Source organism: Nocardioides sp. BGA-UO-ETr-FS32 (assembly GCF_059567905.1).
This window is the reverse complement of sequence record NZ_JCAQOX010000013.1, coordinates 703,640-727,338: the sequence shown is the minus strand read 5'-3', so window position 1 is coordinate 727,338 and position 23,699 is coordinate 703,640. Positions and strand designations below refer to the sequence as shown.

At 73.2% G+C, this 23,699-nt stretch carries 17 protein-coding genes; 6 read left to right on the top strand and 11 right to left on the bottom strand.

The window, feature by feature from the left end; all coding sequences use genetic code 11:
• Positions 1-2 precede the first annotated feature (2 nt).
• The 4 genes from thrS to AC57BS_RS08660 form a co-directional block, all read right to left on the bottom strand.
• The gene (gene thrS / locus AC57BS_RS08675) at positions 3-1,988 is read right to left on the bottom strand and encodes a threonine--tRNA ligase (RefSeq protein WP_496411026.1); all 1,986 of its coding nucleotides are present in this window, start codon (positions 1,986-1,988) and stop codon (positions 3-5) included.
• Positions 1,989-2,061: 73 nt separating this feature from the next.
• A complete protein-coding gene (locus AC57BS_RS08670) occupies positions 2,062-3,051 on the bottom strand; it encodes an SDR family NAD(P)-dependent oxidoreductase (RefSeq protein ID WP_496411025.1) in 990 nt (329 codons plus the stop codon).
• A 53-nt stretch (positions 3,052-3,104) separates the two neighbouring features.
• Positions 3,105-5,564 carry a cation-translocating P-type ATPase gene (locus AC57BS_RS08665; RefSeq protein WP_496411024.1) on the bottom strand — a complete coding sequence of 820 codons (2,460 nt, stop codon included), beginning with the start codon at positions 5,562-5,564 and terminating at the stop codon, positions 3,105-3,107.
• Positions 5,565-5,600: 36 nt separating this feature from the next.
• Positions 5,601-5,885 carry a DUF1876 domain-containing protein gene (locus AC57BS_RS08660; RefSeq protein ID WP_496411023.1) on the bottom strand — a complete coding sequence of 95 codons (285 nt, stop codon included), beginning with the start codon at positions 5,883-5,885 and terminating at the stop codon, positions 5,601-5,603.
• Positions 5,886-6,205: 320 nt separating this feature from the next.
• On the opposite strand from AC57BS_RS08660, the gene AC57BS_RS08655 reads away from it, so the two are divergent.
• Positions 6,206-7,231, top strand: coding sequence for a class I fructose-bisphosphate aldolase (locus AC57BS_RS08655; protein ID WP_496411022.1), 1,026 nt, complete (start codon positions 6,206-6,208; stop codon positions 7,229-7,231).
• Positions 7,232-7,243: 12 nt separating this feature from the next.
• Here the strand turns inward: AC57BS_RS08655 and AC57BS_RS08650 are convergent, their stop codons facing one another.
• From AC57BS_RS08650 to ppsA, 5 genes are read right to left on the bottom strand one after another with little or no spacing between them, the layout of a single operon-like run.
• Positions 7,244-8,884: an NAD(P)-binding protein gene (locus AC57BS_RS08650; RefSeq protein WP_496411021.1), complete on the bottom strand. Its 1,641-nt coding sequence runs from the start codon at positions 8,882-8,884 to the stop codon at positions 7,244-7,246.
• Positions 8,877-9,887: a thiamine pyrophosphate-dependent enzyme gene (locus AC57BS_RS08645; RefSeq protein WP_496411020.1), complete on the bottom strand. Its 1,011-nt coding sequence runs from the start codon at positions 9,885-9,887 to the stop codon at positions 8,877-8,879. The genes AC57BS_RS08650 and AC57BS_RS08645 overlap by 8 nt, the downstream gene beginning before the upstream one ends.
• Positions 9,884-11,098, bottom strand: a complete 1,215-nt coding sequence (gene porA / locus AC57BS_RS08640; protein WP_496411019.1) for a pyruvate ferredoxin oxidoreductase — start codon at positions 11,096-11,098, stop codon at positions 9,884-9,886. Before porA ends, AC57BS_RS08645 begins: the two co-directional genes overlap by 4 nt.
• Entirely contained in the window at positions 11,091-11,672 is a 582-nt protein-coding gene (locus tag AC57BS_RS08635; RefSeq protein WP_496411018.1) for a 2-oxoacid:acceptor oxidoreductase family protein, read from the bottom strand. Before AC57BS_RS08635 ends, porA begins: the two co-directional genes overlap by 8 nt.
• 5 nt (positions 11,673-11,677) lie before the next feature.
• Positions 11,678-14,017: a phosphoenolpyruvate synthase gene (gene ppsA, locus AC57BS_RS08630; protein WP_496411017.1), complete on the bottom strand. Its 2,340-nt coding sequence runs from the start codon at positions 14,015-14,017 to the stop codon at positions 11,678-11,680.
• A gap of 263 nt (positions 14,018-14,280) precedes the next feature.
• Here ppsA and AC57BS_RS08625 point away from each other — a divergent pair, with 263 nt between their 5' ends.
• Together AC57BS_RS08625 and AC57BS_RS08620 are read left to right on the top strand one after the other, a co-directional pair.
• Positions 14,281-16,827, top strand: coding sequence for a cation-translocating P-type ATPase (locus tag AC57BS_RS08625; protein WP_496411016.1), 2,547 nt, complete (start codon positions 14,281-14,283; stop codon positions 16,825-16,827).
• Positions 16,828-16,905: 78 nt separating this feature from the next.
• Positions 16,906-17,367: a universal stress protein gene (locus tag AC57BS_RS08620; protein WP_496411015.1), complete on the top strand. Its 462-nt coding sequence runs from the start codon at positions 16,906-16,908 to the stop codon at positions 17,365-17,367.
• Here AC57BS_RS08620 and AC57BS_RS08615 read toward each other — a convergent pair.
• Entirely contained in the window at positions 17,360-19,159 is a 1,800-nt protein-coding gene (locus tag AC57BS_RS08615) for an ABC transporter ATP-binding protein (protein WP_496411014.1), read from the bottom strand. The two genes, AC57BS_RS08620 and AC57BS_RS08615, sit on opposite strands and share 8 nt — an antisense overlap.
• 29 nt (positions 19,160-19,188) lie before the next feature.
• Complete coding sequence (locus tag AC57BS_RS08610) at positions 19,189-20,034, bottom strand: DICT sensory domain-containing protein (RefSeq protein WP_496411013.1); 846 nt, start codon at positions 20,032-20,034, stop codon at positions 19,189-19,191.
• An 89-nt stretch (positions 20,035-20,123) separates the two neighbouring features.
• Here AC57BS_RS08610 and AC57BS_RS08605 point away from each other — a divergent pair, with 89 nt between their 5' ends.
• From AC57BS_RS08605 to crtI, 3 genes are read left to right on the top strand one after another with little or no spacing between them, the layout of a single operon-like run.
• Positions 20,124-21,185 carry a polyprenyl synthetase family protein gene (locus AC57BS_RS08605; RefSeq protein WP_496411012.1) on the top strand — a complete coding sequence of 354 codons (1,062 nt, stop codon included), beginning with the start codon at positions 20,124-20,126 and terminating at the stop codon, positions 21,183-21,185.
• Positions 21,182-22,078, top strand: coding sequence for a phytoene/squalene synthase family protein (locus AC57BS_RS08600; RefSeq protein ID WP_496411011.1), 897 nt, complete (start codon positions 21,182-21,184; stop codon positions 22,076-22,078). The genes AC57BS_RS08605 and AC57BS_RS08600 overlap by 4 nt, the downstream gene beginning before the upstream one ends.
• The gene (gene crtI / locus AC57BS_RS08595) at positions 22,075-23,697 is read left to right on the top strand and encodes a phytoene desaturase family protein (RefSeq protein ID WP_496411010.1); all 1,623 of its coding nucleotides are present in this window, start codon (positions 22,075-22,077) and stop codon (positions 23,695-23,697) included. The genes AC57BS_RS08600 and crtI overlap by 4 nt, the downstream gene beginning before the upstream one ends.
• Positions 23,698-23,699: the final 2 nt, after the last annotated feature.

The following is a 23,699-nucleotide window of genomic DNA, read 5'->3' as shown; positions in this document are numbered from 1 at the left end:
GCTCAGACCTGCTCGCGACTCGCGACCGCCGCCGCCACCCGCTCGATCGCGTCGGCGAGCGGCACGCCGTTGTCCTGGCGGCCGTCGCGGTAGCGGAAGCTGACGGCGCCCTTCTCGACGTCGTCGTCGCCGGCGATCATCATGAACGGCACCTTCTGCAGCTGCGCGTTGCGGATCTTCTTCTGCATCCGGTCGTCGGAGTCGTCGACCTCGACCCGCAGCCCCTGCGCCTTCATCTGCCGGGCGATGTCGAAGAGGTAGTCGTTGTGGCGCTCCGCGATCGGGATGCCCTGGACCTGGACGGGCGCGAGCCAGGGCGGGAACGCGCCGGCGTAGTGCTCGACCAGCACGCCGAAGAACCGCTCGAGCGAGCCGAACTTCGCCGAGTGGATCATCACCGGCTGCTGGCGCGAGCCGTCGGCCGCGGCGAACTCGAGCTCGAAGCCCTTGGGCTGGTTGAAGTCGTACTGGATGGTCGACATCTGCCACGTACGACCGATCGCGTCCCTGGCCTGCACGGAGATCTTCGGGCCGTAGAACGCCGCACCGCCCGGGTCGGGGACCAGCTCGAGGCCCGACTCGATCGCGACGTCCTCGAGGACCTTGGTCGCGACCTGCCACTCCTCGTCGGTGCCGACGAACTTCTCGGGCTTGGAGTCGTCACGGGTCGACAGCTCGAGGTAGAAGTCGTCGATGCCGAAGTCGCGCAGCAGGCCGAGCACGAAGTCCAGCAGGTGCTTGACCTCCGCCGGCGCCTGCTCCGGGGTCACGTAGGAGTGCGAGTCGTCCTGCGTCAGGCCGCGCACGCGGGTCAGGCCGTGGACGACGCCGGACTTCTCGTAGCGGTAGACCGACCCGAACTCGAACAGCCGCAGGGGCAGCTCGCGGTAGGACCGTCCGCGCGAGCGGAAGATCAGGTTGTGCATCGGGCAGTTCATCGCCTTGAGGTAGTAGTCCGAGCCCTCGAACTCCATCGGCGGGAACATCGTGTCCTTGTAGTACGGCAGGTGCCCGGAGGTGTGGAACAGCCCCTCCTTGCTGATGTGGGGGGTGCCGACGTAGTCGAAGCCCTCCTCGATGTGCCGCTGGCGGACGTAGTCCTCCATGACGCGCTTGATCACGCCGCCCTTGGGGTGGAAGACCGCCAGGCCGGACCCGATCTCGTCGGGGAAGGAGAACAGGTCGAGGTCACGACCGAGCTTGCGGTGGTCGCGGCGCTCGGCCTCCTCGATGCGGTGGAGGTGCTCCTCGAGCGCCTCCTTGGACTCCCACGCGGTGCCGTAGATGCGCTGGAGCATCTTGTTCTTCTCGTCGCCGCGCCAGTAGGCCGCCGCGCTGCGCATCAGCTTGAAGGCGGGGATCCGCTTGGTGGTCGGCAGGTGCGGGCCGCGGCACAGGTCGGACCACTTGGCCTCGCCGGAGCGGCCGATGTTGTCGTAGATGGTGAGCTCGCCGGCACCGACCTCGACCGAGGCGCCCTCGGTGTCGGACGCACCCGAGCCGCCCTTGAGGCCGATCAGCTCGATCTTGTAGGGCTCGTCCTTGAGCTCGTCGAGCGCGTCGGCATCGGTGGTGACCCGGCGCTCGAAGCGCTGGTTCTCCTTGATGATCTTGCGCATCGCGGACTCGATCTTCACGAGGTCCTCGGGCACGAACGGGGTCTCGACGTCGAAGTCGTAGTAGAACCCGTTCTCCACCGGCGGACCGATGCCGAGCTTGGCCTCGGGCCAGATCTGCTGCACGGCCTGCGCCATCACGTGCGCGGTCGAGTGCCGCAGGATGTCGCGACCGTCGGCGCTGTCGATGGCCACGCCCTCGACCTCGTCGCCGTCGGCGAGCTCGTGGGCGAGGTCCTTGAGCTTGCCGCCCACGCGCGCGGCGATCACGTCGGCGTCGTCGCGGAAGAGCTCCCAGGCCTTGGTGCCCGTCGTGACCGTGGTCTCCGCACGCTGATCGGCGTGGATGCGGACGACCTTGATGTCGGACACGAGAGCTCCTTCGGGAGGTGAGGCTGGAGGTGGCACTGGGCGGGACGGACGTCCCCGTGCGTGTCCGGTGATGCTATCGGCCGTCGCCGGGCCGCCTCACCCCGGTTTCGCGCGGCGACCGCACGCGGCGGCGTACGAGCGCGACGACGTTGGCACCCGCGGCCAGCAGGGCGTTGCCGTGCCCGCCGCGCAGCCCGTTGTGCTCCTGGCGGGAGACGAGCACGTTGCCGGGCCCCGACTGCGGCGGCGCGGTCTGGTCCTGGGCGGCCACCGCGAAGAGCGGACCGACGAGCCGGTCGTACGCCCACGGCAGGGCGGTGAAGCCGAAGCGGATCACCTCGTTGGCGATGCCGACCTGCCCGCTCCCGCGCCTGCCGTCGGCGACCGCCATCACCCGCTCGGCGACGCGCTCGGCCGTCGTGACCGGGAACGGCGGTCGTCCGACCGCTCCCCCGTACGTCGCGGCCTGGCGGTAGATGGGCGTGTCGACGCCACCGGGGCTGACGTACGCGATGCGGACGCCCGGCCGGTCGCGGTTGTCGACCCGGAGCTGGCGGGCGAGGGCGCGTACGCCCCACTTGCTGAGGACGTAGGGCGCCATGTCCGGCACGGCGATGTGCCCGATCAGCGAGCCGACCATCACGAGGCTGCCGGCGCCCTGCGCGCGCAGCACCGGGAGGACGTGGCGTGCGAGGTTGACCGACCCGAGCAGGTTGGTGGCCACGACCTGGTCGAACACCTCGACCGGCACCTCCTCGACCCGGCCGTAGGCGACGACGCCGGCGCTCCCGACCACCGTGTCGATCCGGCCGTGGCGGGCCAGGGTCGCGGCGACCGCCGCGGAGACCTCCGCGTCGACGCTGATGTCCGTGGGCTCGACCGCGGTGGACGCGGCGCCCAGCCGGTGGCACTCCCTCGCCACCCTCTCGAGGGCACCACGACCGCGGGCGAGCAGGACGACGTGGTCGCCGCGACGCGCGGCGCGGTGGGCCGCCGCCTCGCCGATCCCGCTGGAGGCGCCGGTGACGAGGACGACGCGGGGAAACCGATCGTGGGTGGGCATGACCGCCCCGTACCCCGTACCCGCGTTCGGATGCCGGGCGAGTGACCGAGCCCTCACGTGCGTCGTCGCCACCCGAGGACGCCGACGGTCAGGCGCACGAGCACGCCCGGCACCGTGGCAGCCAGCGCCAGCGGGACCAGCCCGGACGCCTCGAGGACCGTCGTGCCGAGGAGCGTCTGCAGGGGTGGGACGACGACCGCGCCGAGCTGCAGCAGCGCGGCGACGAGCACGGCCAGCTCGAGCTGCCTGCTCCTGAGAGTGCGCCGGCCACCCGGGGCCCGCAGGGCGAGAGCCACCCCCAGCTGGGCCAGCCCCAGGGTGAGGAAGATCGACGTGCGTCGTTCCTCCACCGAACCCGTGGTGAGTGCACCGACGGTCACCGCGACCGTCGTCAGGGCGACGACGGCCACGGCGATGAGCAGCCAGGAGCGAGCCGTGAGGACGGCCTCGCTCGCCGGGCGCGGAGGCGTCGACATGTCCCGCGGAGCCGACGGCTCGTTGCCGAAGGCGACGCCCGTGATGCCGTGGGTGAGGAGGTTGATCCAGAGGATCTGGCCCGGGAGCAGCGGCAGCACGAGTCCGATCACGGGCCCGAGCAACATCACGGCGACCTCGGCCAGGCCGCCGGCCAGCGCGAACGTGAGGAAGGTGCGGATGTTGGCGAAGATCCGGCGCCCCTCCTGGACGGCCGCCACCACGGTCGAGAGGTCGTTGTCCATCAGCACCAGGTCGGCGGCCTGCTTGGCCACCTCGCTTCCCCCGTCACCCGCCGCGACCCCGATGTCGGCGTGACGCAGTGCGGGTGCGTCGTTGACGCCGTCACCGATCATGGCCACGACCTCGCCGGACCGTTGCAGGCGTTCGACCACCTCGACCTTCTGCTCGGGGCGGACCCGGGCCACGACGTCCTCCTCCTCGATGCCGACCGCGCGGGCGATGTTGGACGCGGTGCCGGGGTGGTCGCCCGTCACGAGGACGACCCGGATGCCGGCCTCCTCGAGACGCTCGACGACGAGCGCGGCGTGCGCCCGGGGTGGGTCGCCCACTGCGACGAGCCCCACGAGCTCGAGCGCTCGACCCGTGTCGGTCGACGGTGCGTCCGACACGGCGATCACCCGCAGCCCCTCGTCCGCGAAGGCTCCGGCGACGCCTCGGGCCACGCTGACCGCCGGCCCCGGTGCGACGATGTCGAGGACGGCCTCCGGAGCGCCTTTGCAGATGGTCAGCGCACTGCCGTCCGGTCCTGCGTGGCGGGTGGTCATCCGCAGCGTGCTGTGGTCGAACGGCTCCTCGGCGGTCCTGCGCCAGGCGGCGCGAGTCTCGTCGAGGTCCAGGCCCCCCTTCGCGGCCACCACGAGCAACGCCCCCTCCAGCGGGTCACCGACCACGCTCCAGCCCGGGTCCTCGTGCACCAGCCGCGCGTCGTTGCACAGTGCGGCGTCCCGCAGGAGTCGCTGGACAGACGCGGGCAGCCCGGGAGCGGAGGACGCGCCGTTGGTGAGGTGGCCCCTCGGGTCGTACCCGCTCCCGGACACGGCCCACGTGCCTTCGGGGACCCAGACGTGCCGGGCGAGCATCGTGCCCTCCGTGATGGTCCCGGTCTTGTCGGTCGCGACGACGGTGACCGATCCCAACGTCTCCACCGCGGGGAGGCTGCGGATGACGGCGTTGTGCCGGGCCATCCGTCGGGCGCCCAGGGCGAGGGCGATGGTGACGACGGCCGGCAGCGACTCGGGGACGGCTGCCACGGCGAGGCTGAGCCCGACCACCAGCATCTCCGTCAGCGGCCGCCCCTGCCACAGCCCGCTCGCCACGACGACACAGGTGAGGACCGAGATGACCGCGACGAGGTCGCGGCTGAGTCTGGTGAGTCGTCGCTGAAGGGGTGTCGGTCGCGTCGTGGCGCGGACCAGCATCTGCGCGATGGCCCCCACACCGCTGTCGGCACCGGTCCTGACGATGCGTGCCGACGCCCGACCACGGGTGACCGAGGTGCCGCCGACCAGCTCGTCCCCCTCGTCGAGGTCGACCGGCAACGCCTCGCCGGTGACGAGTGCCTGGTTGACCTGGAGGGTCACCGCCTCGAGCAGCACGCCGTCCGCCGGGACGACGTCCCCGGCCGTCAGGTGCACGAGGTCCCCGGGCACCACGTGCTCCGAGGCCACCTCCGCCACGACCCCGTCCCTCTCGACCCTGGCCGTGGGAGCAGTCAGCGCCCGCAGCGCGCTCATCGCACGTTCGGCGCGCACCTGCTGGGCCACCCCCACAGAGGTGTTGAAGACGACGACCATCGCGATGATGGCCGTGTTGCCCAGGTCGCGGAGCGCCGCGGTCAGTGCGGCAGCCCCCAGGAGCAGCAGGATCATGGGGTCGCGCAGCTGGTCGAGCACGCGGAGCGCGACCCCTCGTCGCGGCGGGTCCGGGAGGCGGTTGGGGCCGAGCTCGAGCAGTCGGCGCGATGCCTCCTCGACCGTCAGGCCGCCGGCGGTCCCGACATCGGGGTCGTGGTCCATCGGCCGGCCCTGCGTCCAGCCCTCACCCACGCGCGGTCAGCGGACGTCGCGCAGCTCGACGTCCTCGTGCGTCACGTCCGCGATGTCGCCGACCGCTGCGCCGAGGAGACGGTCGGCCAGGTCGTGCAGGGCCCGGGCGGTGGCCAGCTCGGCACCGATCTCGGGCACGTCGCGGTCCGTGGGGTTGAGCCGGGCGAGCCCGGTGCCGACCAGGGCGGTCCGGTCGTGCGTACGGAGCCGGGCCACGGCGCGAGTGCGGCCGTCGTGCTCCCCGAGCTGGATCTCCACCTGCCAGGTCGATGCGCTGACGTCGCCACTCATCGTCGTTCCTCACTCCTCGTACGGACGTGATGGGTGCCGGGGGCCTCTCGCTCCCTCCGAGAGCAGGCCCCCGGCGGTGGCCGGGACGCGCTCGCTGCGTGAGCTGAACGCGCCCGGGCCGTGTGCGCCTGTTCGGTCTCCCCTGACTGGACCAGCGCCCACCACGAACGCTAGGCGGCCGGGCCGGCGACGGGCAGGGCCATTGGTCCCTACCGGATGCGGGGGCCGTTGTTCCCGGAGGGGTGAGGACGAAGGCCCGTTCACACCTGCCCGGGAGCGGCGGAGGCTGGGGTCGTCAGCCACCGAAGGAGCGGATCGCCATGAAGCCGATCGAGGACACTGCTCGCGCACTGGTCGCCGTGGGGAAGGGCATCCTCGCCGCGGACGAGAGCACGCCCACCATGGCGAAGCGGCTCGCCTCCGTGGGCCTGACCTCGACCGAGGCGCTGCGGCGCGACTACCGCGAGATCCTGTTCACGACGCCGGGGCTGGGCGAGCACATCAGCGGGGTGATCCTCTACGACGAGACGATCCGGCAGCGCGCGAGCGACGGCCGCCCGTTCGCCGAGCTGCTCGAGGGTGCCGGTGTCATCCCGGGCATCAAGGTCGATGCGGGCACGACACCGCTGGCAGGCTTCCCGGACGAGGTCGTCACCGGCGGGCTGGACGGGCTGCGGGACAGGCTCGCCGAGTACGCCGCGCTGGGAGCCCGGTTCGCCAAGTGGCGCGCGGTGATCCGGATCGGCGCCGGACGCCCCAGCACGACGTGCGTGGCGGCCAACGCGCAGGCGCTCGGCGCCTACGCGGCCCTCTCGCAGGAGGCCGGGCTCGTACCCGTCGTCGAGCCCGAGGTGATGATGGACGGGGATCACGGCATCGAGCGCTGCGCCGAGGTGACCGTCACGGTCCTGCGCGAGGTGTACGCCGAGCTCGCCCGCCACCGCGTCACGCTCGAGGGCACGCTGCTGAAGCCCAACATGGTCCTCCCGGGCCAGCACAGCGCCCAGGTCGTGGACGACCAGACCGTCGCCGCGGCCACGTTGTCAGCCCTCAGGCAGGCCGTGCCGCCCGCCGTGCCCGGCATCGTGTTCCTCTCGGGCGGACAGACCGACGTCCAGGCGACGGCGCGGCTCGACGCCCTCAACCGCTCCGGGGTCCAGCCCTGGGAGCTCAGCTTCTCCTTCGGGCGCGCGCTCCAGGCGCCCGTGCTGCGTGCCTGGGCCGGGGAGCCGGCCCACACACAGGCCGCCCACGAGGCCCTCCGGCACCGTGCCCAGCTCAACGGGGCCGCCCGCCGCGGGCAGTACACCAGCGACCTCGAGGCGCTCGCACCGACCGACGGCTGACCCTCCGTCGCCTCAGATCTGCTCGGGCACCATCTCGATGGCTCCGCACGGGCACTCGGCGACGCAGATCCCGCACCCCTTGCAGTAGTCGAGGTCGATCGCGTAGCTGCCCGGCATGCCGAGGCTGACCACGGCGTTGTCGGGGCAGACGGCCACGCAGTTGTCGCACGAGAAGCAGGTGCCGCAGGACATGCAGCGACGCGCCTCGTAGAGCGCGTTGTCGGCGTCGAGCCCCTCGACCACCTCCTCGAAGGTCGACTGCCGACGCACGAGCTCCAGGCGCGGCCGGTGCGAGCGTGGCGCGTCCTCGTAGTACCAGGTGTTGAGCATGTCGAACGCGGCCAGCTCCGCGGGCGGCTCGGGGGCCGGCGCGAGCCCTGCGAGCCAGTCGTCGAGGTGCTGGGCGGCCGTCCGGCCGTGCCCGATCGCCACCGTCACCGAGCGCTCCCCCGGCGTCACGTCGCCCGCGGCGAAGACGCCGGGCTGCCCGGTCATCAGGGCCGGCGAGGTGTGGACGACGCCGCTGCGGAGGTCGACCTGGTCCAGGCCGGCGAGCAGGGACAGGTCCGAGTCCTGGCCCAGCGCCAGCACGACGGAGTCGGCGGCCAGCACCTCGGTGCGGCCGGTCGGCCGGGGGAAGCCGGTGTCGTCCAGCTCCATCTGCTCGACGGTGATCGCGCCCTCCTCCACGTCGCCGATGGTGGACAGCCAGCGGAAGCGGACGCCCTCCTCCTCGGCCTCGCGGACCTCGCTCTCGTGGGCGGGCATCCGGTCGCGCGTCCTGCGGTAGACGACGAGCGCGTCGGCGGCGCCGAGCCGCCTAGCGGTCCGGGCGGTGTCGATGGCGGTGTTGCCGCCCCCGTACACCGCCACGCGGCGGCCCAGCAGTGGCTGCTCCCCCTCCTCGAGCCCGTGCAGCACCGTGACCGCGTCCATCACGTGGGCCGCCGACCCCGCCGGGATGTAGGCACGCTTGCCGATCTGGGCCCCGATCGCCACCAGGGCGGCGTCGAAGTGCTCAGCCGCCAGGGTGGCGGCGAGGTCGTCGACGCGTACGCCGAGCTCGAGGCGTACGCCGAGGTCGAGGATGCGCTGCACCTCGGCGTCGAGCACCGTGCGGGGCAGTCGGTAGCGCGGGATGCCCCACCGCATCATCCCGCCGGGCCGGTCCTCGGCCTCCTTGACCGTGACCGCGTGGCCGAGCCGGGCGAGGTGGTACGCCGCGGAGAGTCCGGCGGGGCCCGCGCCCACCACCAGCACCCTCCGTCCCGACGGGGCCGCCACCGGTGGCAGCGGCCAGCCGAGCTCGAGCGCACGGTCGCCGAGGAACCGCTCCACCGAGTTGATGCCGACGGACTCGTCGAGCTGGCCGCGGTTGCAGCTCGTCTCGCACGGGTGGTAGCAGACCCGTCCCATCACGGCCGGGAACGGGTTGACCTCGACGATGCGGCGCCAGGCCCGCTCGTAGCCGGCATCGCCCTCCTCCGCGTCGTACAGCCAGTCACGCACCGCCTCCCCCGCGGGGCAGGCGTTGCCGCAGGGCGCCTGGCGGGTCACGTACGTCGCCCGCTCGGTGCGCCACGAGCCGGTGAGGTCCGCCCGGCTGGTGCCGGGCCCCAGCGTGATCGCGAACGGCAGCTCGGGCTCAGTCATGGGGGACCACCTCCGGGTCGGGCACCAGACCGTACCTGGCGATGGTGTGGTCGGCGCCGGCCTGGAGGCGCGCGACGACGTCGGGACGGCCGTGCTCGCCGAACAGGTGCGAGAAGCGGCCCTGGAGGGCGAGGTAGTCCTCCACCGGCACCCGGTGCCGGATCGGCGTGGTGGCCGTGACGACCCCGTGCTCGGCCTCGAAGACCGGGAACAGGCCGCTCTGGGTGGCCAGCCGGGCCAGGCGGATCGTGTCCTGGGACGCCGACGCCCAACCAAGCGGGCAGGGCACCAGCACGTGCAGGTAGCGCGCGCCGTGCATCGACATCGCCTTCTCGACCTTGCGCTCGAGGTCGCGCAGGTCGGCCACCGTGGCGGTGGCCACGTAGGGGATCTCGTGCGCCATGGCGATCCGGGGCAGGTCCTTGCCCTGGCCGAAGACGTTGCCCGGCTCGGCCCCGACGGGCCTGGTGGTCGCCGTACGGGCGGCCGGCGGCGTCGCCCCCGAGCGCTGCACGCCGGTGTTCATGTAGCCCTGGTTGTCATAGCAGACGAAGAGCACGTCGTCGTTGCGCTCGAACATGCCCGACAGGCAGCCGAGACCGATGTCGACGGTCCCGCCGTCGCCGGCCTGGGCCACCACCCTGATGTGCTCGCGGCCCTGGGCCTTCAGCGCGGCGGCGATGCCGCTCGCCACCGCGGCGACGTTGCCGAAGAGCGAGTGCACCCACGCCAGCTGCCACGCGGACTCGGGATAGGGGGTGGAGAACACCTCGAGGCACCCCGTCGCGTTGGCGGTGACGATGTTGCCCCCCGCGGCCCGGACCGCCGCGTCGAGCACGAACCGGGCCCCCAGCGCCTCGCCGCAGCCCTGGCAGGCCCGGTGGCCCGAGGTGATCGCGTTGGCCCGCCCCGGGTCGGCCTGGACGGAGCGTTCGTCCGGGTCGAGCAGCCGGTTGCCGGCCGCGAAGGTCCCGATCTGGTAGAGCTTGAGGTCCGAGGTCATGGCGCGTCCTTCGCCGCAGGAGTGAGGCCCTCGTCCCCCAGCAGGGACCGGTCGAGGTCGAGGAAGTGGAGCCGGTCGGGATCGACCTCCCCGCCCAGCACCGCGGCGACCAGGGCCCGGATGCTGTCGCGGGTCACGGGTCGACCGCCCAGCCCGGCGACCACGTCGTACACGGCAGTGGCCGGGGCAGAGGCAGGGGTGGTCAGGGTCAGCCGGACGTCCTGCCCGAGCATCGTGCCCGACCCGACGGAGAAGGCCCGGTTGAGCACGATGACCCGCGAGGCGCCGGCCAGCGCCTCGCGGACCTCGTCCGCGGGCCACGGCCGGAAGCACGTCACCGTGACGGCGCCGATGCGGACGCCGTCGTCCCGCAGCTCGTCCACGACGTCCTTGACCGATCCGAGCACCGATCCCATGGCGACGACCACGGTCGTGGCGTCGTCCGTGCGGTAGCCCGAGACGAGCCCGCCCGACGTACGACCGGTGGCGCGGGTGAACTCCTCGGCGATCACGGGGATCTCGTCCAGCGCGCGCAGCTGCTGCACGGCGGCGAGGTACTTCACCTCGGTGAAGGCCTCGGGACCGACCATCGCCCCGATGGTGACCGGCGCAGCCGGGTCCAGGACCTGCCGCGGCACGAAGGGTGGGAGCAGCGAGTCGACGACCTCCTGCTCCGGCACGTCGATCTCCTCGACGGCGTGGGTGAGCACGAAGCCGTCCATGCAGACCATCACCGGGAGCGAGAGGCGCTCGGCGAGGACGAAGGCCTGGACGTGGAGGTCGACGGCCTCCTGGTTGGACTCGGCGAACAGCTGGACCCAGCCGGCGTCGCGCTGCGACATCGCGTCGGAGTGGTCGTTCCAGATGTTGATCGGCGCGCCGATGGCCCGGTTGGCCACCGTCATCACCACCGGCAGCCCGAGCCCCGAGGCGTTGGGGAGGGCCTCCGCCATGAAGAGCAGGCCCTGGCTGGCGGTGGCGGTGTAGGTCCGCGCGCCGGCGGCCGATGCCCCGATGCACGCCGAGAGCGCACCGAACTCCGACTCGACCATGAGGTACTCGCACCGCGCGAGCTCGCCCGTCCGGACCAGGTCCGAGAGCGCCTCGACGATGTGGGTCTGGGGCGAGATCGGGTACGCCGCGATGACCTGCGGCCGGCAGCGCGCGACGGCGTCGGCCACCGCTCGCGAGCCCTCCACCTGCCTAAGCACGGACGCCACCCCCGACCGTCGTACGGACGTGGTCGTGGGCGAGGCGCGCGACCTCGGCGTTGGCCCGCCCGACGTCGCCGTCGAAGCGTTGGCGGATCGCGTCCTGGACCGCGTCCAGCGTGACCACTCCCGTCAGGGCGGCGAAGCCGCCGAGGAGGGCGGTGTTGGGAAGCGCCCGCCCGAGCACCCGCCGGGAGAGGTCGGTCGCCGGCACCGTCACGAGCCGGGCCGGATCGAGGCACGCGACCAGGTCGCCGACACCGAGGTCGTCGAACGGGCGGGAGCTGTTGACGAGGACGAAGCCGTCGGCCGGGAGCCCGGCCAGGACCGGGACGAGCCGCATCAGCGTGGGGTCCTGGACGATGACCGCATCGGGCTCCGACACCGGGTCGTGCGCGCGGATCGGGAGCCGGTCGATCCGGCAGAAGGCGACGACGGGTGCACCGGTGCGCTCGGAGCCGAAGCTGGGGAACGCCTGTGCGTGCATGCCTTGGTCGAAGGCCGCGACGGACAGCATCTCGGCGGAGGTGACGGCGCCCTGACCGCCCCTGCCGTGGATCCGCACGCTGAACACCGGTCTCAGCCCTCCTCGAGCAGGCCGCGGTGACGCAGCCGGTGGCGCGCCAGTGGCACCTCGGGCATCCGCCGCGACGGGTCAGCCGCCTCCATCACGATCCGCCACTCGGCCTCGGCGATGGTGCTGTGCACGGCCTCGATCGCATCCGGGTTCACCGAGATCGACGTGATCCCGCGACGCACGAGGTGCTCGGCGAAGGCGGGACGGTTGGACGGCGCCTGACCGCACAGGGAGGAGGTGATCCCGGACTCCTGGCAGGCGGCGACGATGCGGTCGATCGCATCGAGCACGGCGGGATCGGCCTCGTCGAAGACCTCGGCGCAGATCTGCGAGTCCCGGTCGACCCCGAGCACCAGCTGGGTGAGGTCGTTGCTCCCGATGGAGACCCCCTCGATGCCCATGCGGGCGTAGGTCGGGATCCAGAAGGCGACGGACGGGACCTCCGCCATCACCCACACCGGGATGCCCGACGCGGTCGGGTGGGCCTCGACGAGGGCCAGGCACGCCTCGAGCTCCCAGGCCGTGCGGACGAACGGGAGCATCAGGCGCAGGTGGGGCGTCTCGGCCCGCACCCGGCCGAGCACGTCGAGCTCGAGGTCGAACAGCTCGGGGTCCTGCACGTAGCGGTAGCAGCCCCGATAGCCGATCATCGGGTTCTCCTCGCGGGGCTCGAAGCGGTCGCCCCCCTCGAGGTTGCCGAACTCGTTGGAGCGGAAGTCGATGCTGCGGTAGACGACCGGCCGCGGGGCGAACGCCCGGGTGATGGTCAGCAGCGACTCGGCCATCGCGTCGACGAACTGCTTCTCCTCCCCCCGCTCCATCAGGAGGCGCGGATGTACGCCGCCCAGTGCGTCGGCGACCATGAACTCGGCGCGGAGCAGCCCGACGCCGTCGACGGGGAGGGCGGCCACCTCGGCGGCGTGCTCGGCGAGGGCGAGGTTGACGTACAGACGGGTCGAGGTCGGGGCCGGGGCGGCTGCTGCCACCGCTGCCGGCGGGGGCGCCGCGGGCTCGGACGGAGTCGCGTCGGCGCCCTCGAGCACCAGGCCGAGAGACCCGTCGAGCGTCACCACCTCACCGTCGCGCAGCACGGTCGTCGCGTCGCGGGCTCCCACGACGCACGGCACTCCGAGCTCGCGGGAGACGATCGCGGCGTGGCAGGTCATGCCACCTCCGTCGGTGACGAGGCCGGCGGCCCGGCGGATCGCGGACATCCAGTCCGGGCTCGTCATCGGGGCGACGAGGACCTCGCCGGCCAGCAGCTGGTCGCGCTGCGACGGGTCGGTCAGCACGCGTACGGCGCCCGTGGCGCGACCGCTCGACGCGGCCAGCCCGCGTACGAGGATCCGTTGGCCGGAGCCGGCGGTCGCCTCGTCGACGCCCTCCCCCGCCCGCGACGCCAGCGTGGTGATGGGCCGGGACTGGACCAGCCAGGTGCTCGAGTCCGCGATCGCCCACTCGATGTCCTGGGGCGACCCGTAGTGCTCCTCGACCCTGAGAGCGAGCCGGGCGAGGTCCAGGACGCGCCGGTCGTCGAGGATCCGGGCGCCACCCTCCTCGCGGGACAGGTCCACGACCTGGTCGGCTCCGTCCGGGCCGCGGACGATCTTGCTGGCCTGGTGGCCGAGGCGGACGTTGACGATGCGCGGCCCTTCCCGCTGGACGACGTAGGTGTCCGGTTCGACCATGCCGCTGACGATCGCCTCGCCCTGGCCGAGCACGGCCTCGATGATCAACCGGTCGGTCGTCGCGCGGGTCGGATCGACGGTGAAGATGACCCCGGATACCTCGGAGGCCACCATGACCTGGACGATCACGGCGATCGCCGGTTCGTCGGTGAGCCGGCCGTTGGCCCGGTAGGCCACGACCCGCTCGCCGTAGAGCGAGGCCCAGCAGTCCCGGATGCGGTCGAGCACCTGGTCGGGTCCCACCACGTTGGTGAAGGTGGCGTTCATGCCGGCGAACGAGGTGTCCCCGGCGTCCTCGGAGGTGCCCGAGGAGCGCACCGCGACGCGTACGTCGTCCCCGAGCTCGCGGTAGGCCTTCGTGACGGCCTGCGCGATCTCCTCCGGCACGGCGCTGGCCCGGACCAGCTCCTGGGCGGCGCCCGAGGCCTCGGCGAGGCTGCCGGCGTCGCCCGGGTCGGTGCGGGCCATCAGCTCGCCGAGCCGCTGGCGCGCACCGGAGTCCTCGACGGCCGCGAGGTAGGCGGAGCTCGTCACCACGAACCCGTGGGGCACCGGGAACCCGGCGCGGGTGAGCTCGCCCAGGTTGGCGCCCTTGCCGCCGACCTCGTCGACAGCGGCGAGCGAGATCTCGTCGAACCAGCGGATGGTCTGCATGGGAGCTCCTCGGACAGGTGCGAGCCGACGGCAGGTGGCCTCTTCACCTCCACGTTCGTTCCGCCGACGACGCGACCACAGGGCCGAAGGTCACCTGCCCTCCGGGCTTTCGGTGCGTACGCCCCCGGTCCGGTTGCGGCGGGACGTTCGGCCCTACTCGTGCGGGGCCGGCCGGACGGACCGTGGAGGCAACCGGCAGGCGGGTGGTCACGAGCCGCGTCCGGTCGTCCGCCGGTGACGGCCGGTGATCGAAGGTGATGAGGATGACGGTCCCCGTCGCCACTGACGCGCTCGGGCTCTCGGCCGACGAAGCGGCGCGACGGCTCGCCTCGGACGGGCCGAACGCGCTCCCGGACCGCCCCCGCACCGCAGTGTGGCGGGAGCTCGCGCGCCAGTGCACCCACCTGCTCGCCCTGCTGCTGTGGGTGGCGGCCGTCCTTGCCCTGCTCGCAGGCATGCCGTCGCTGGCGGCTGCCATCGTCGTCATCGTCCTGCTCAACGGGACGTTCGCGTTCTGGCAGGAGCACCGCGCGGACCGGTCGACCGAGCGGCTCGACGAGCTCCTGCCCGCCGGGACGCGGGTCGTGCGGGACGGCCGCCTCCAGGTGGTCGACGTCGCAGACCTGGTCAGGGGCGACCTCGTGGTCCTCCGGGCCGGTGATCGGGTGGGCGCGGACCTCCGACTCGTCCTGGCGCACGACCTGACGCAGGACGAGTCGATGGTCACCGGCGAGAGCCGCGCAGTGCCCCACGAGGTCGGAGACCGGTTGCTGGCCGGGACGTTCGTCGTGGAGGGCGAGGGCCGGGCGGTCGTCGAGGCCATCGGGGCGCGCACCAGCCTCGCGGACATCTCCCGGCTCGCGGCCACCGCCACCAGGCCGCGGAGCCCGCTGGCCGTGCAGCTGGACCGGGTGGTGCGGGTCGTGGCCGTCGTGGCTGCCCTCGCCGGGGTCGGGCTGGGCGCGACCGCCGTGCTGCTCGGCCTGCACCCGACCCAGGCGTTCCTGTTCGGGGTCGGGGTGGCGGTGGCGCTCGTGCCGGAGGGACTCCTGCCGACCATGACCCTCTCGCTGGCTCGCGGGGCACAGACGATGGCCGAGCACCGGGCCCTCGTCCGGCGTCTCGACGCCGTGGAGACCCTCGGCGCCACCACGTTCATCTGCACCGACAAGACCGGCACGCTCACCCAGAACCGCATGAACGCCGTCGACGTCGTCACGGTCGCGGGCTCCGTCACGGTGGAGGGTGCCGGGTACGAGCCGACGGCACGCCTCGTCGGGGACGACGAGGCGGTCGCCCTCGTGCCTCGCATCGCTCTCGCGGCCGTGGCGTGCGTGGCGGGCCGCGCCGTGGAGCACGACGGCCGGTGGGACGCGGACGGCGACCCGATGGAGGCCGCCCTGCACTGCCTGGCGATGAGGTCCGGCGCGCGGCACCCGTCCGGGCCGACCGCCCGGCGACGCCCGTACACAGCGGGCCGGCTGCTGAGCTCCGCGCTGACGGGTGAGGAGGTCTCCGTCCTCGGCGCACCCGAGGAGGTCTTCCGTCGCTGCACCTCGGTCCCGACGGTGGTGGTCGCCGAGCTCGCGCGGCTCACCGGGAGCGGCAGGCGCGTCCTGGCCGTCGCCCGCCGCCAGTGGCGCGGGACGGCTTCCGACGAGATGGAGCACGACCTGGAGCTGCTCGGGCTCGTCGGCCTCGAGGACCCGCCTCGTCCGGACGTCGCCCCCGCGCTGCAGGCGTGTCGCGACGCCGGGGTCCGGGTGGCCATGGTCACCGGGGACCACCCGGCGACGGCGGCGGCGATCGCGCGCGAGGTGGGCCTGCTGAGGGAGGGCGGAGTCGTCCTGGACGGGGGCGAGCTGCCCGTCGCGGACGCCGCCCTCGCCGAGCTGCTGGACAACGTGGACGGCGCGGTCGTCGCACGCGTCACGCCCGCGGACAAGCTGCGCATCGCGAAGGCCCTGCGCAGTCGTGGACACGTGGTCGCCATGACCAGCGACGGCGTCAACGACGCCCCGGCCCTGCGTGAGGCCGACGTGGGCGTGGCGATGGGAGCGAGCGGGAGCGACGTCGCGCGGGAGAGTGCCGACCTGATCCTGCTGGACGACCACTTCGGGACCATCGTCACCGCCATCGAGCTGGGGCGAGCGACCTTCGCGAACATCAGGCGGTTCCTGACCTACCACCTGACGGACAACGTCGCTGAGCTCGCGCCGTTCGCACTGTGGGCCCTGAGCGGCGGGCAGTACCCCCTCGCCCTCACGGTCCTGCAGGTGCTCGCGCTCGACATCGGGACCGACATGCTGCCGGCCCTCGCGCTGGGGGCCGAACCTCCCCGTCGCGGCCTGATGGGCAACCGCACCACCCGCTCGATCGTCGACCGTCCCCTGCTGCTGCGCTCCTTCGGCGTCCTGGGACCGACCGAGGCGGTGATGGCGATGTCGGCCTTCACCTGGGTGCTCGTTGCCGGTGGGTGGTCGTGGGACGAAGCACCCTCCGCGCCGCTGCTCGCGACGGCATCCGGCACGACCTTCGCGGCCATCGCCCTCGCGCAGATGGCCAACGCGTTCGCCTGCCGCAGCACGATCACGCCGGTCTGGAGGTTGAAGGCGATGACGAACCGCCTGGTGGTGGCCGCCGTCCTGGTCCAGCTGGTGCTGCTCGCGGTCTTCCTGGGGTTCGCCCCGCTCGCCGGCCTGCTGGGTGGGTCGTGGCCGACCAGCACCGGGTGGCTCGCAGCCGCTGCGGCCCCCGTGGCCCTCGTCACCGTCGACGGTCTCGTCAAGGAAGGACGACGATCGACATGATGACCCGGGCACAAGGTCCCGACCACGCGGGACCTCCGCCCGCGGCGCGACGACGCGGCCGCTGCCTACGCTCGGGAGATGCAGCAGTCCACGCTCGGTCGGGCCTGCCTCGTCGCCGTGGACGGCACCGCTGGCGGCGTCGACGCGCTCGTCTGGGCGCTCCGCCACGCCGCCGACAGCGACACCCGGGTGGACGTGCTGACGGTCTGGCCCGACCACCGCAGCGTGTTCGTGCACGAGGTGCCCGGCCACTTCTGCGCTGCCCGGTGGGACGCCGTCATCGCCCAGGCGGAGACGATCCGCCGCGCCGCCGACGTCGTGTCGACGGCGCCGATCGGGTCGGTCTCCCTGGAGAACGCGGACGTCGCCGAGGCGATCGTGCGTGCCTCGGCGAGCCACGACCTGGTGGTCCTGGGCTCCGGGCCACCGCACGGCCGCCACGGGCTCACCGAGCGCATCATCGCGGCAGCGACCTGTGACGTGGTGGTGATCGGGTCGCAGTCCCGGGCGCACGCCCGGGAGGCGTCGGCAGTCACCTGACGGCCGGGTCCTGCTCCCCCGTCTGCACCCGCCAGAGCGCGGCGTACGCCCCGTCACCGGCGATGAGCTCGTCGTGGGTCCCCGACTCGACGACCCGACCCGCGTCGAGCACCCAGATGCGGTGCGCGTGCCGGACGGTCGAGAGGCGGTGGGCGACGACGATCGCGGTGCGCTGGGCCGTGGCCTCGCGCAGCGAGCGCTGGATGGCCGCCTCGGTCTCGTTGTCGACGGCGCTGGTCGCCTCGTCGAGCACCAGCACGGCGGGGTCGCGGAGCAGCGCCCGGGCCAGGGCGAGGCGCTGTCGCTGACCGCCCGAGAGCGTGACGCCGCGCTCCCCGACCCAGGTGTCGAGGCCGTCGGGCATCGCGTCGACGAAGTCCAGCGCCGCCGCCCCCTCGGCCGCGGCCCGGACCTCCTCGCGGGTGGCGTCGGGTCGGCCGTACGCGATGTTGTCGGCGACCGAGCCGGCGAACATGAAGACGTCCTGGGCGACGTAGCCCATCGAGCCGCGCAGCGAGTCCCAGTCGAGGTCGCGGACGTCCTGGCCGTCGAGCAGGACCCGTCCCTCGCGGGGGTCGTCGAAGCGCAGCACGAGCCGCAGCAGGGACGACTTGCCCGACCCGGTGGCCCCGACGATGGCGTGGGTCTCCCCGGCGGGGACGACCAGGTCGATCCCGTGCAGCACGTCGGGCCCGTCTGCGTACCCGGCCCGTACGCCGCGCAGCTCGACTCGGCCCGCGACCGGGCGCGCCAGGGCAGTGACGCCGGCCGGGACGGCGACGGGCACCGCCAGCAGGCCGAGGATCCGGGCGGCGGAGGCGCGCCCGCGCTGGTAGAGGTCGAGCACCTCGGCCACCTCGGTCAGCGGCCAGAGCAGTCGTTGGGTCATGAAGACCAGCACGGAGTAGAGGCCGACCTCGAGGTCGCCGCGCAGCGTCGCCCAGCCGCCCAGCAGCAGGGTGCAGGTGAAGCCGGCGAGGATGGCCATCCGCACCAGCGGCACGAAGGCGGCCGAGGACCGGATCGCGTCGGTGTTGGCCTCGCGGTAGGCCTGCGAGACCGCGGCCACCCGGTCGCGCTCGCGGTCCTCGGCGGTGAAGGCCTTGATGGTGGCGACGCCGGAGATGTTGGACGACAGGGTGCTGGACAGGTCCGCGACCGCCACCCGGACCCGGTCGTAGAGCGGCTCGAGGCGCCGCTGGAAGACCAGCGACCCGACCACGATCACCGGGATCGGCAGGAACGCCAGGACCAGCAGCTGTCCGGACGCCGCGGCGAAGACCGCGCCGACGAGCAGCACGTTGAGTGCCGTCTGCAGGATCGCGGGGGCACCGACGTCGAGGAAGCGCTCGAGCTGGTTGACGTCGTCGTTGAGGGTCGCCAGCGTGGAGCCGGCGGGCCGGCTCTCGTGCCAGCCGAGGTCGAGGTGCTGGACGTGGTCGTACGCCTCCACGCGCAGGTCGTGCTCCACGCCCTGGGCCAGGCCGCGCCACAGGACGCTGGCGACGTACTCGCTGAGCGACTCCACCACCCACACCACGGCGTTGACGACCGCGAGCCAGCCGAGCTGGGCGAAGCGGGACTCGACGCCGAGCACCTCGCCCACGAACGACGCGTCGCCGCGGACTACGACGTCGACGGCTGCACCGATCAGCAGCTCGGGGACGACGTCGGCGACCTTGTTGACCGTGGACGCCACGACCGCGCCGACGAAGCGGCTGCGGTAGGCGCCGTAGCGGCGCCACAGGGCACGCAGGGGCTGGACGTCATCGGGGGCGACGGGCTCGAGCACCCGCACAGGCTAGGAGGCCCGGTCGAGCGTCAGCGGGCCGCGTCGATGTAGGCGACCATCCGGTCGAACAGCTCCGTGGCCCGGTGCAGGTCCTCGGACGCACCCCGCGGGTCGGGCTGGGGCGGCAGGTCGGCGACCGCCCGCCACTCCGGACGCAGCTCGTCGGCCAGGGTGGCGGCGATGCGGCTGGCGTCGCGCACCACCTGCGGGTCGACCGACCACACCGCCTCGAACGTGCGGCGTCCCGACCCGGGGTCCTGCCCGGGGCGCTCGACGGCGGTCAGGCACGCGGGCAGGTCGACGGCGTCGCACACCACGACCCACTCGCGGTTGAGCGGGGAGTCGGACGGGACCCGGACCTCGATCGGAGCACCCGTGGTCGCCGGTGCGAGGTGCTCGAAGTCGGCGAAGACCACGGCGCACTGCGCCGTACGGGCCAGCTCGCGCCAGCGGTCGTAGGCCGAGCGCAGGAACCGCTCGCGCTGGAAGGCGCCGAACAGCACCGGGTCGGCGGCGCGGGCACAGCACTCGTCCTCGATGGCGTGGCTCATCGAGACCAGGGTGCGTCGTGAGAGCACCTGGGGCCGGAGCACGGGGTGGCGGCGCCGCAGCTCGGCGTAGACCGACCCCGACCGCACCGGTGGGGTGTCGGCGCGCTGGACTGCGGCCGCGAGCGAGAGTCCGCCCCGCCGACGCGCCAGGACCTCGAGGACGGCGTCCACGTCGTCCTCGCTGTAGCGGCGGTGGCCACCGGCGCGCCGGTCGGGCTGGAGGAACCCGTAGCGCTTCTCCCAGCTGCGGAGCGTCGAAATGGGTACTCCTGTCCTGTGGGCCAGGTCGCCGATCGACAGCGGGACGCGGGAGCTGGCATCCACCGTGGTCCATCCCTTCGCATCGTGTCTAGATTTAGTTGGAAGTGTTGCATAGATTCGGTAGCGACGGTCCAGCTTGCGGGAGGCACCACATGATCGGCACGGACACCGGCACGACCAGGAGCACGGACGCGGCACTGGCGCGCCTCCTGGAGGAGGGGCGCAGGCGGGCGGCGACGATCGACGTCCACCACGCCCTGCTGTGGGAGGCGCTGTGCGCCGCGACCGAGGGGGGCAAGCGGTTCCGCCCGGCCCTGGTCGTCGCCACGCACGACGCCCTCGGCGGGGACTGCGCCGGCCCGGCGGCCGAGGTGGGCGCGGCCGTGGAGCTGCTGCACACCGCCTTCGTGGTCCACGACGACGTCATCGACGACGACCACGTCCGCCGCGGACGGCCCAACGTCAGCGGCACCTTCCGGGCCGTGGCCGGCATCGACGGCGCCGGGGCCGACGCGGCGGCCGGCTACGGGCTCACCGCGGCGATCCTGGCCGGCGACCTCGCCCTGGCCGCAGCCGTTCGCGCGGTTGCCCTGAGCGGCGCCCCGGCACCGGTCGTGGCGCACCTGCTCGACCTCTTCGACGTCGCCCTGCACCGGACCGCGTCCGGCGAGCTCGCCGACGTTCGCCTCTCGCTCGACCTCGCCGCGGCCTCCCTCGACCAGAGCCTGGAGATGGAGGCGCAGAAGACCAGCGCCTACTCCTTCTCCCTCCCCCTCCAGGCGGGCGCGGTGCTGGCCGGCGCCGACGACGCGACGACCGCCCGGCTCGGCGACGCCGGCCGCGCGATGGGTGTCGCCTTCCAGCTCGCCGACGACCTCATCGGGGTGTTCGGCGACCCGGCCCGCTCCGGCAAGAGCACCACCTGCGACCTCCGCACCCGCAAGCAGACGCCGCTCCTCGTGCACGCCCGGACGACCCCGCAGTGGGAGCAGGTCCGGGGCCACCTCGGCCGGGAGCTCGACGCCACCGAGCTGGCCGAGGTGCGCGACCTGCTCACGTCCTCCGGCTCGCGACGCTTCGTCGAGGAGCTCGCCGAGCGACACCTCGAGAAGGCCCGGGCGGTGCTCGACGGCGTCGGCATCCCGGCCGACCTGCTCGACGGCGTGGGCGTACGCCCGCGGGTGCTCGCCGACGGCAGCGAGGTGGCGGCATGACGCTCTTCGTGGGCCGGCTGGTCCAGGGCGGCGCCCCTCGCAGCCTGTACGACGCGACGTCCGAGGCCAGCTCCGCGGTGGTGATCCGCGAGTACTCCAGCTCCTTCGGCCTCGCCTCCCGCCTCCTCGCCGAGCCGGTGCGCACGCAGGTCCGCAACATCTATGCCCTCGTGCGGGTCGCCGACGAGATCGTCGACAACCCCGACCCGGCGCTCGACCGTACGGCCCGTGCCACCATGCTCGACTGGCTCGAGGACGACGTGCACCACGCGCTGCGCACCGGCTACAGCGGCAACCTCGTGGTGCACGCCTTCGCCCGTACGGCCATCGCCGTGGGGATCGGGACCGAGATCGTGTCGCCCTTCTTCGACTCGATGCGCACCGACCTCGACACCCGGACGCACACCCAGGAGAGCTTCGAGCGCTACGTCTACGGCTCGGCCGAGGTGGTCGGGCTGATGTGCCTGCGCGCCTTCCTGGCCGCTCCCGACGCGGGCCCGGACGGCCGGGCACAGTACGACCGACTGGCCCCGGGCGCCCGCAGCCTCGGCGCGGCCTTCCAGAAGCTCAACTTCGTGCGTGACCTCTCCGACGACCACGACCTGCTGCGCCGCGACTACTTCCCCGGCCTGGACGTGGAGACGTTCTGCGACGCCGACCGCGACCGGATCCTCGACGACATCGACACCGACCTGCGCGCTGCGTCCGCCGTGGTGCCCGACCTGCCGCCCAGCAGCCGGAGGGCCGTACGGGCCGCCCACGCGACGTTCGCCGAGCTGGCCAGCCGCCTGCGCGCGGCCCCGGCCAGCGAGATCCGGCGCACCCGCGTGCGGGTGCCGGCGCCGGTCAAGCTCCGCCTCGCCGTGGGCTCGCTGCGGGAGGGTCGACCGTGACCCTGCGACTCCCCGAGCGCCTCACCCGGCTCGCCCCCTCCCCGCGCCACTCCGGTGACGGCGGTCCCCGGCGGGTGGTCGTCGTCGGAGGTGGCATCGCCGGCCTGGCCACCGCCGCCCTCCTGGCCTCGCGCGGCCACTCCGTCGACCTCCTGGAGAAGAACGACGACCTGGGCGGCCGCGTCGGCAGCGTGGAGCGCGACGGCTTCCGCTTCGACACCGGTGCGTCGTGGTACCTCATGCCCGAGGTCTTCGAGCACTTCTTCGCCCTGCTCGGCACGTCCGCCGAGGCCGAGCTCGACCTCGCCGTGCTCGACCCGAGCTACCGCGTGTTCTTCGAGGGACACCCCGAGCCGGTGGACCTGCGGCCCGACCGGGACCACAACCGGGCGCTCTTCGAGTCGCTCGAGCCGGGCGCGGGCGAGGCCTTCGACGCCTACCTCCGGTCGGCCGAGAGCACCTACGACATGGCGCTGCGGCGCTTCCTCTACACGAGCTTCGACTCGCCCACGGCCTTCGTGCACCCCGACGTCGTACGTCGCACGCCGGCGCTCGGCCGGCTGCTCACGCGGTCGCTGGAGAGCCACGTGGCCGCGTCGTTCTCCGACCACCGGCTGCGCCAGGTCCTCGGCTATCCCGCCGTCTTCCTCGGCTCCTCCCCCAGCCGGGCGCCGAGCATGTACCACCTGATGAGCCGCCTCGACCTCGGCGACCGCGTGCTCTACCCGCAGGGCGGGTTCACCGAGCTCATCCGCGTCATCGCCGACCTCGCCGAGCGCCACGGCGCCCGCCTCCACACCGGTGCCGCCGTGACCCGGATCCTCACCACCGACGGTGACGGCCGGCGACCGGTGGTCACGGGTGTCGAGCACGAGGCACCGGGAGGGACGCGGACCCTTCCCGCCGACGTGGTCGTCGGCGCCGCCGACCTGCACCACCTCGAGACGGAGCTGCTGCCGCGCGAGCTCCAGACGCACCCCGAGCAGTCGTGGCGGGACCGCTCGCCGGGACCCGGCGCCGTGCTGGCGATGCTCGGTGTGGAGGGCCCGCTGCCCGAGCTGCCGCACCACACGCTCTTCTTCACCCGCGACTGGGGGCAGAACTTCGGCGACATCTTCGGCAAGGATGCACGTGTGCCCGATCCCGCGTCGATCTATGTCTGCAAGCCGTCGGAGACCGACCACACCGTCGCGCCCGAGGGCTGCGAGAACCTCTTCGTGCTCGTCCCCGTGCCCGCCGACACCGCGATCGGCAGCGGCGGCGACGACGGCGCCGGCTCGGAGACCGTCGAGCTGACCGCCGACGCCGCGATCGACCAGATCGCCTCGTGGGCCGGCGTGCCCGACCTGCGCGAGCGGATCCGCGTGCGCCACACGGTCGGGCCCCAGGACTTCGAGCGTCGCTACCACTCGTGGCGCGGCGGCGCCCTCGGCCTCGAGCACACCCTGCGCCAGAGCGCGTTCCTGCGTCCCGGCAACGCCTCGTCCAAGGTCGACGGCCTGCTCTACGCCGGCGCCAGCACCGTGCCCGGCGTCGGACTGCCGATGTGCCTGATCAGTGCCGAGCTCGTGCTCAAGCGCCTCACCGGTGACCGGTCGAGCCTGCCGGTGGGCACGTGAGG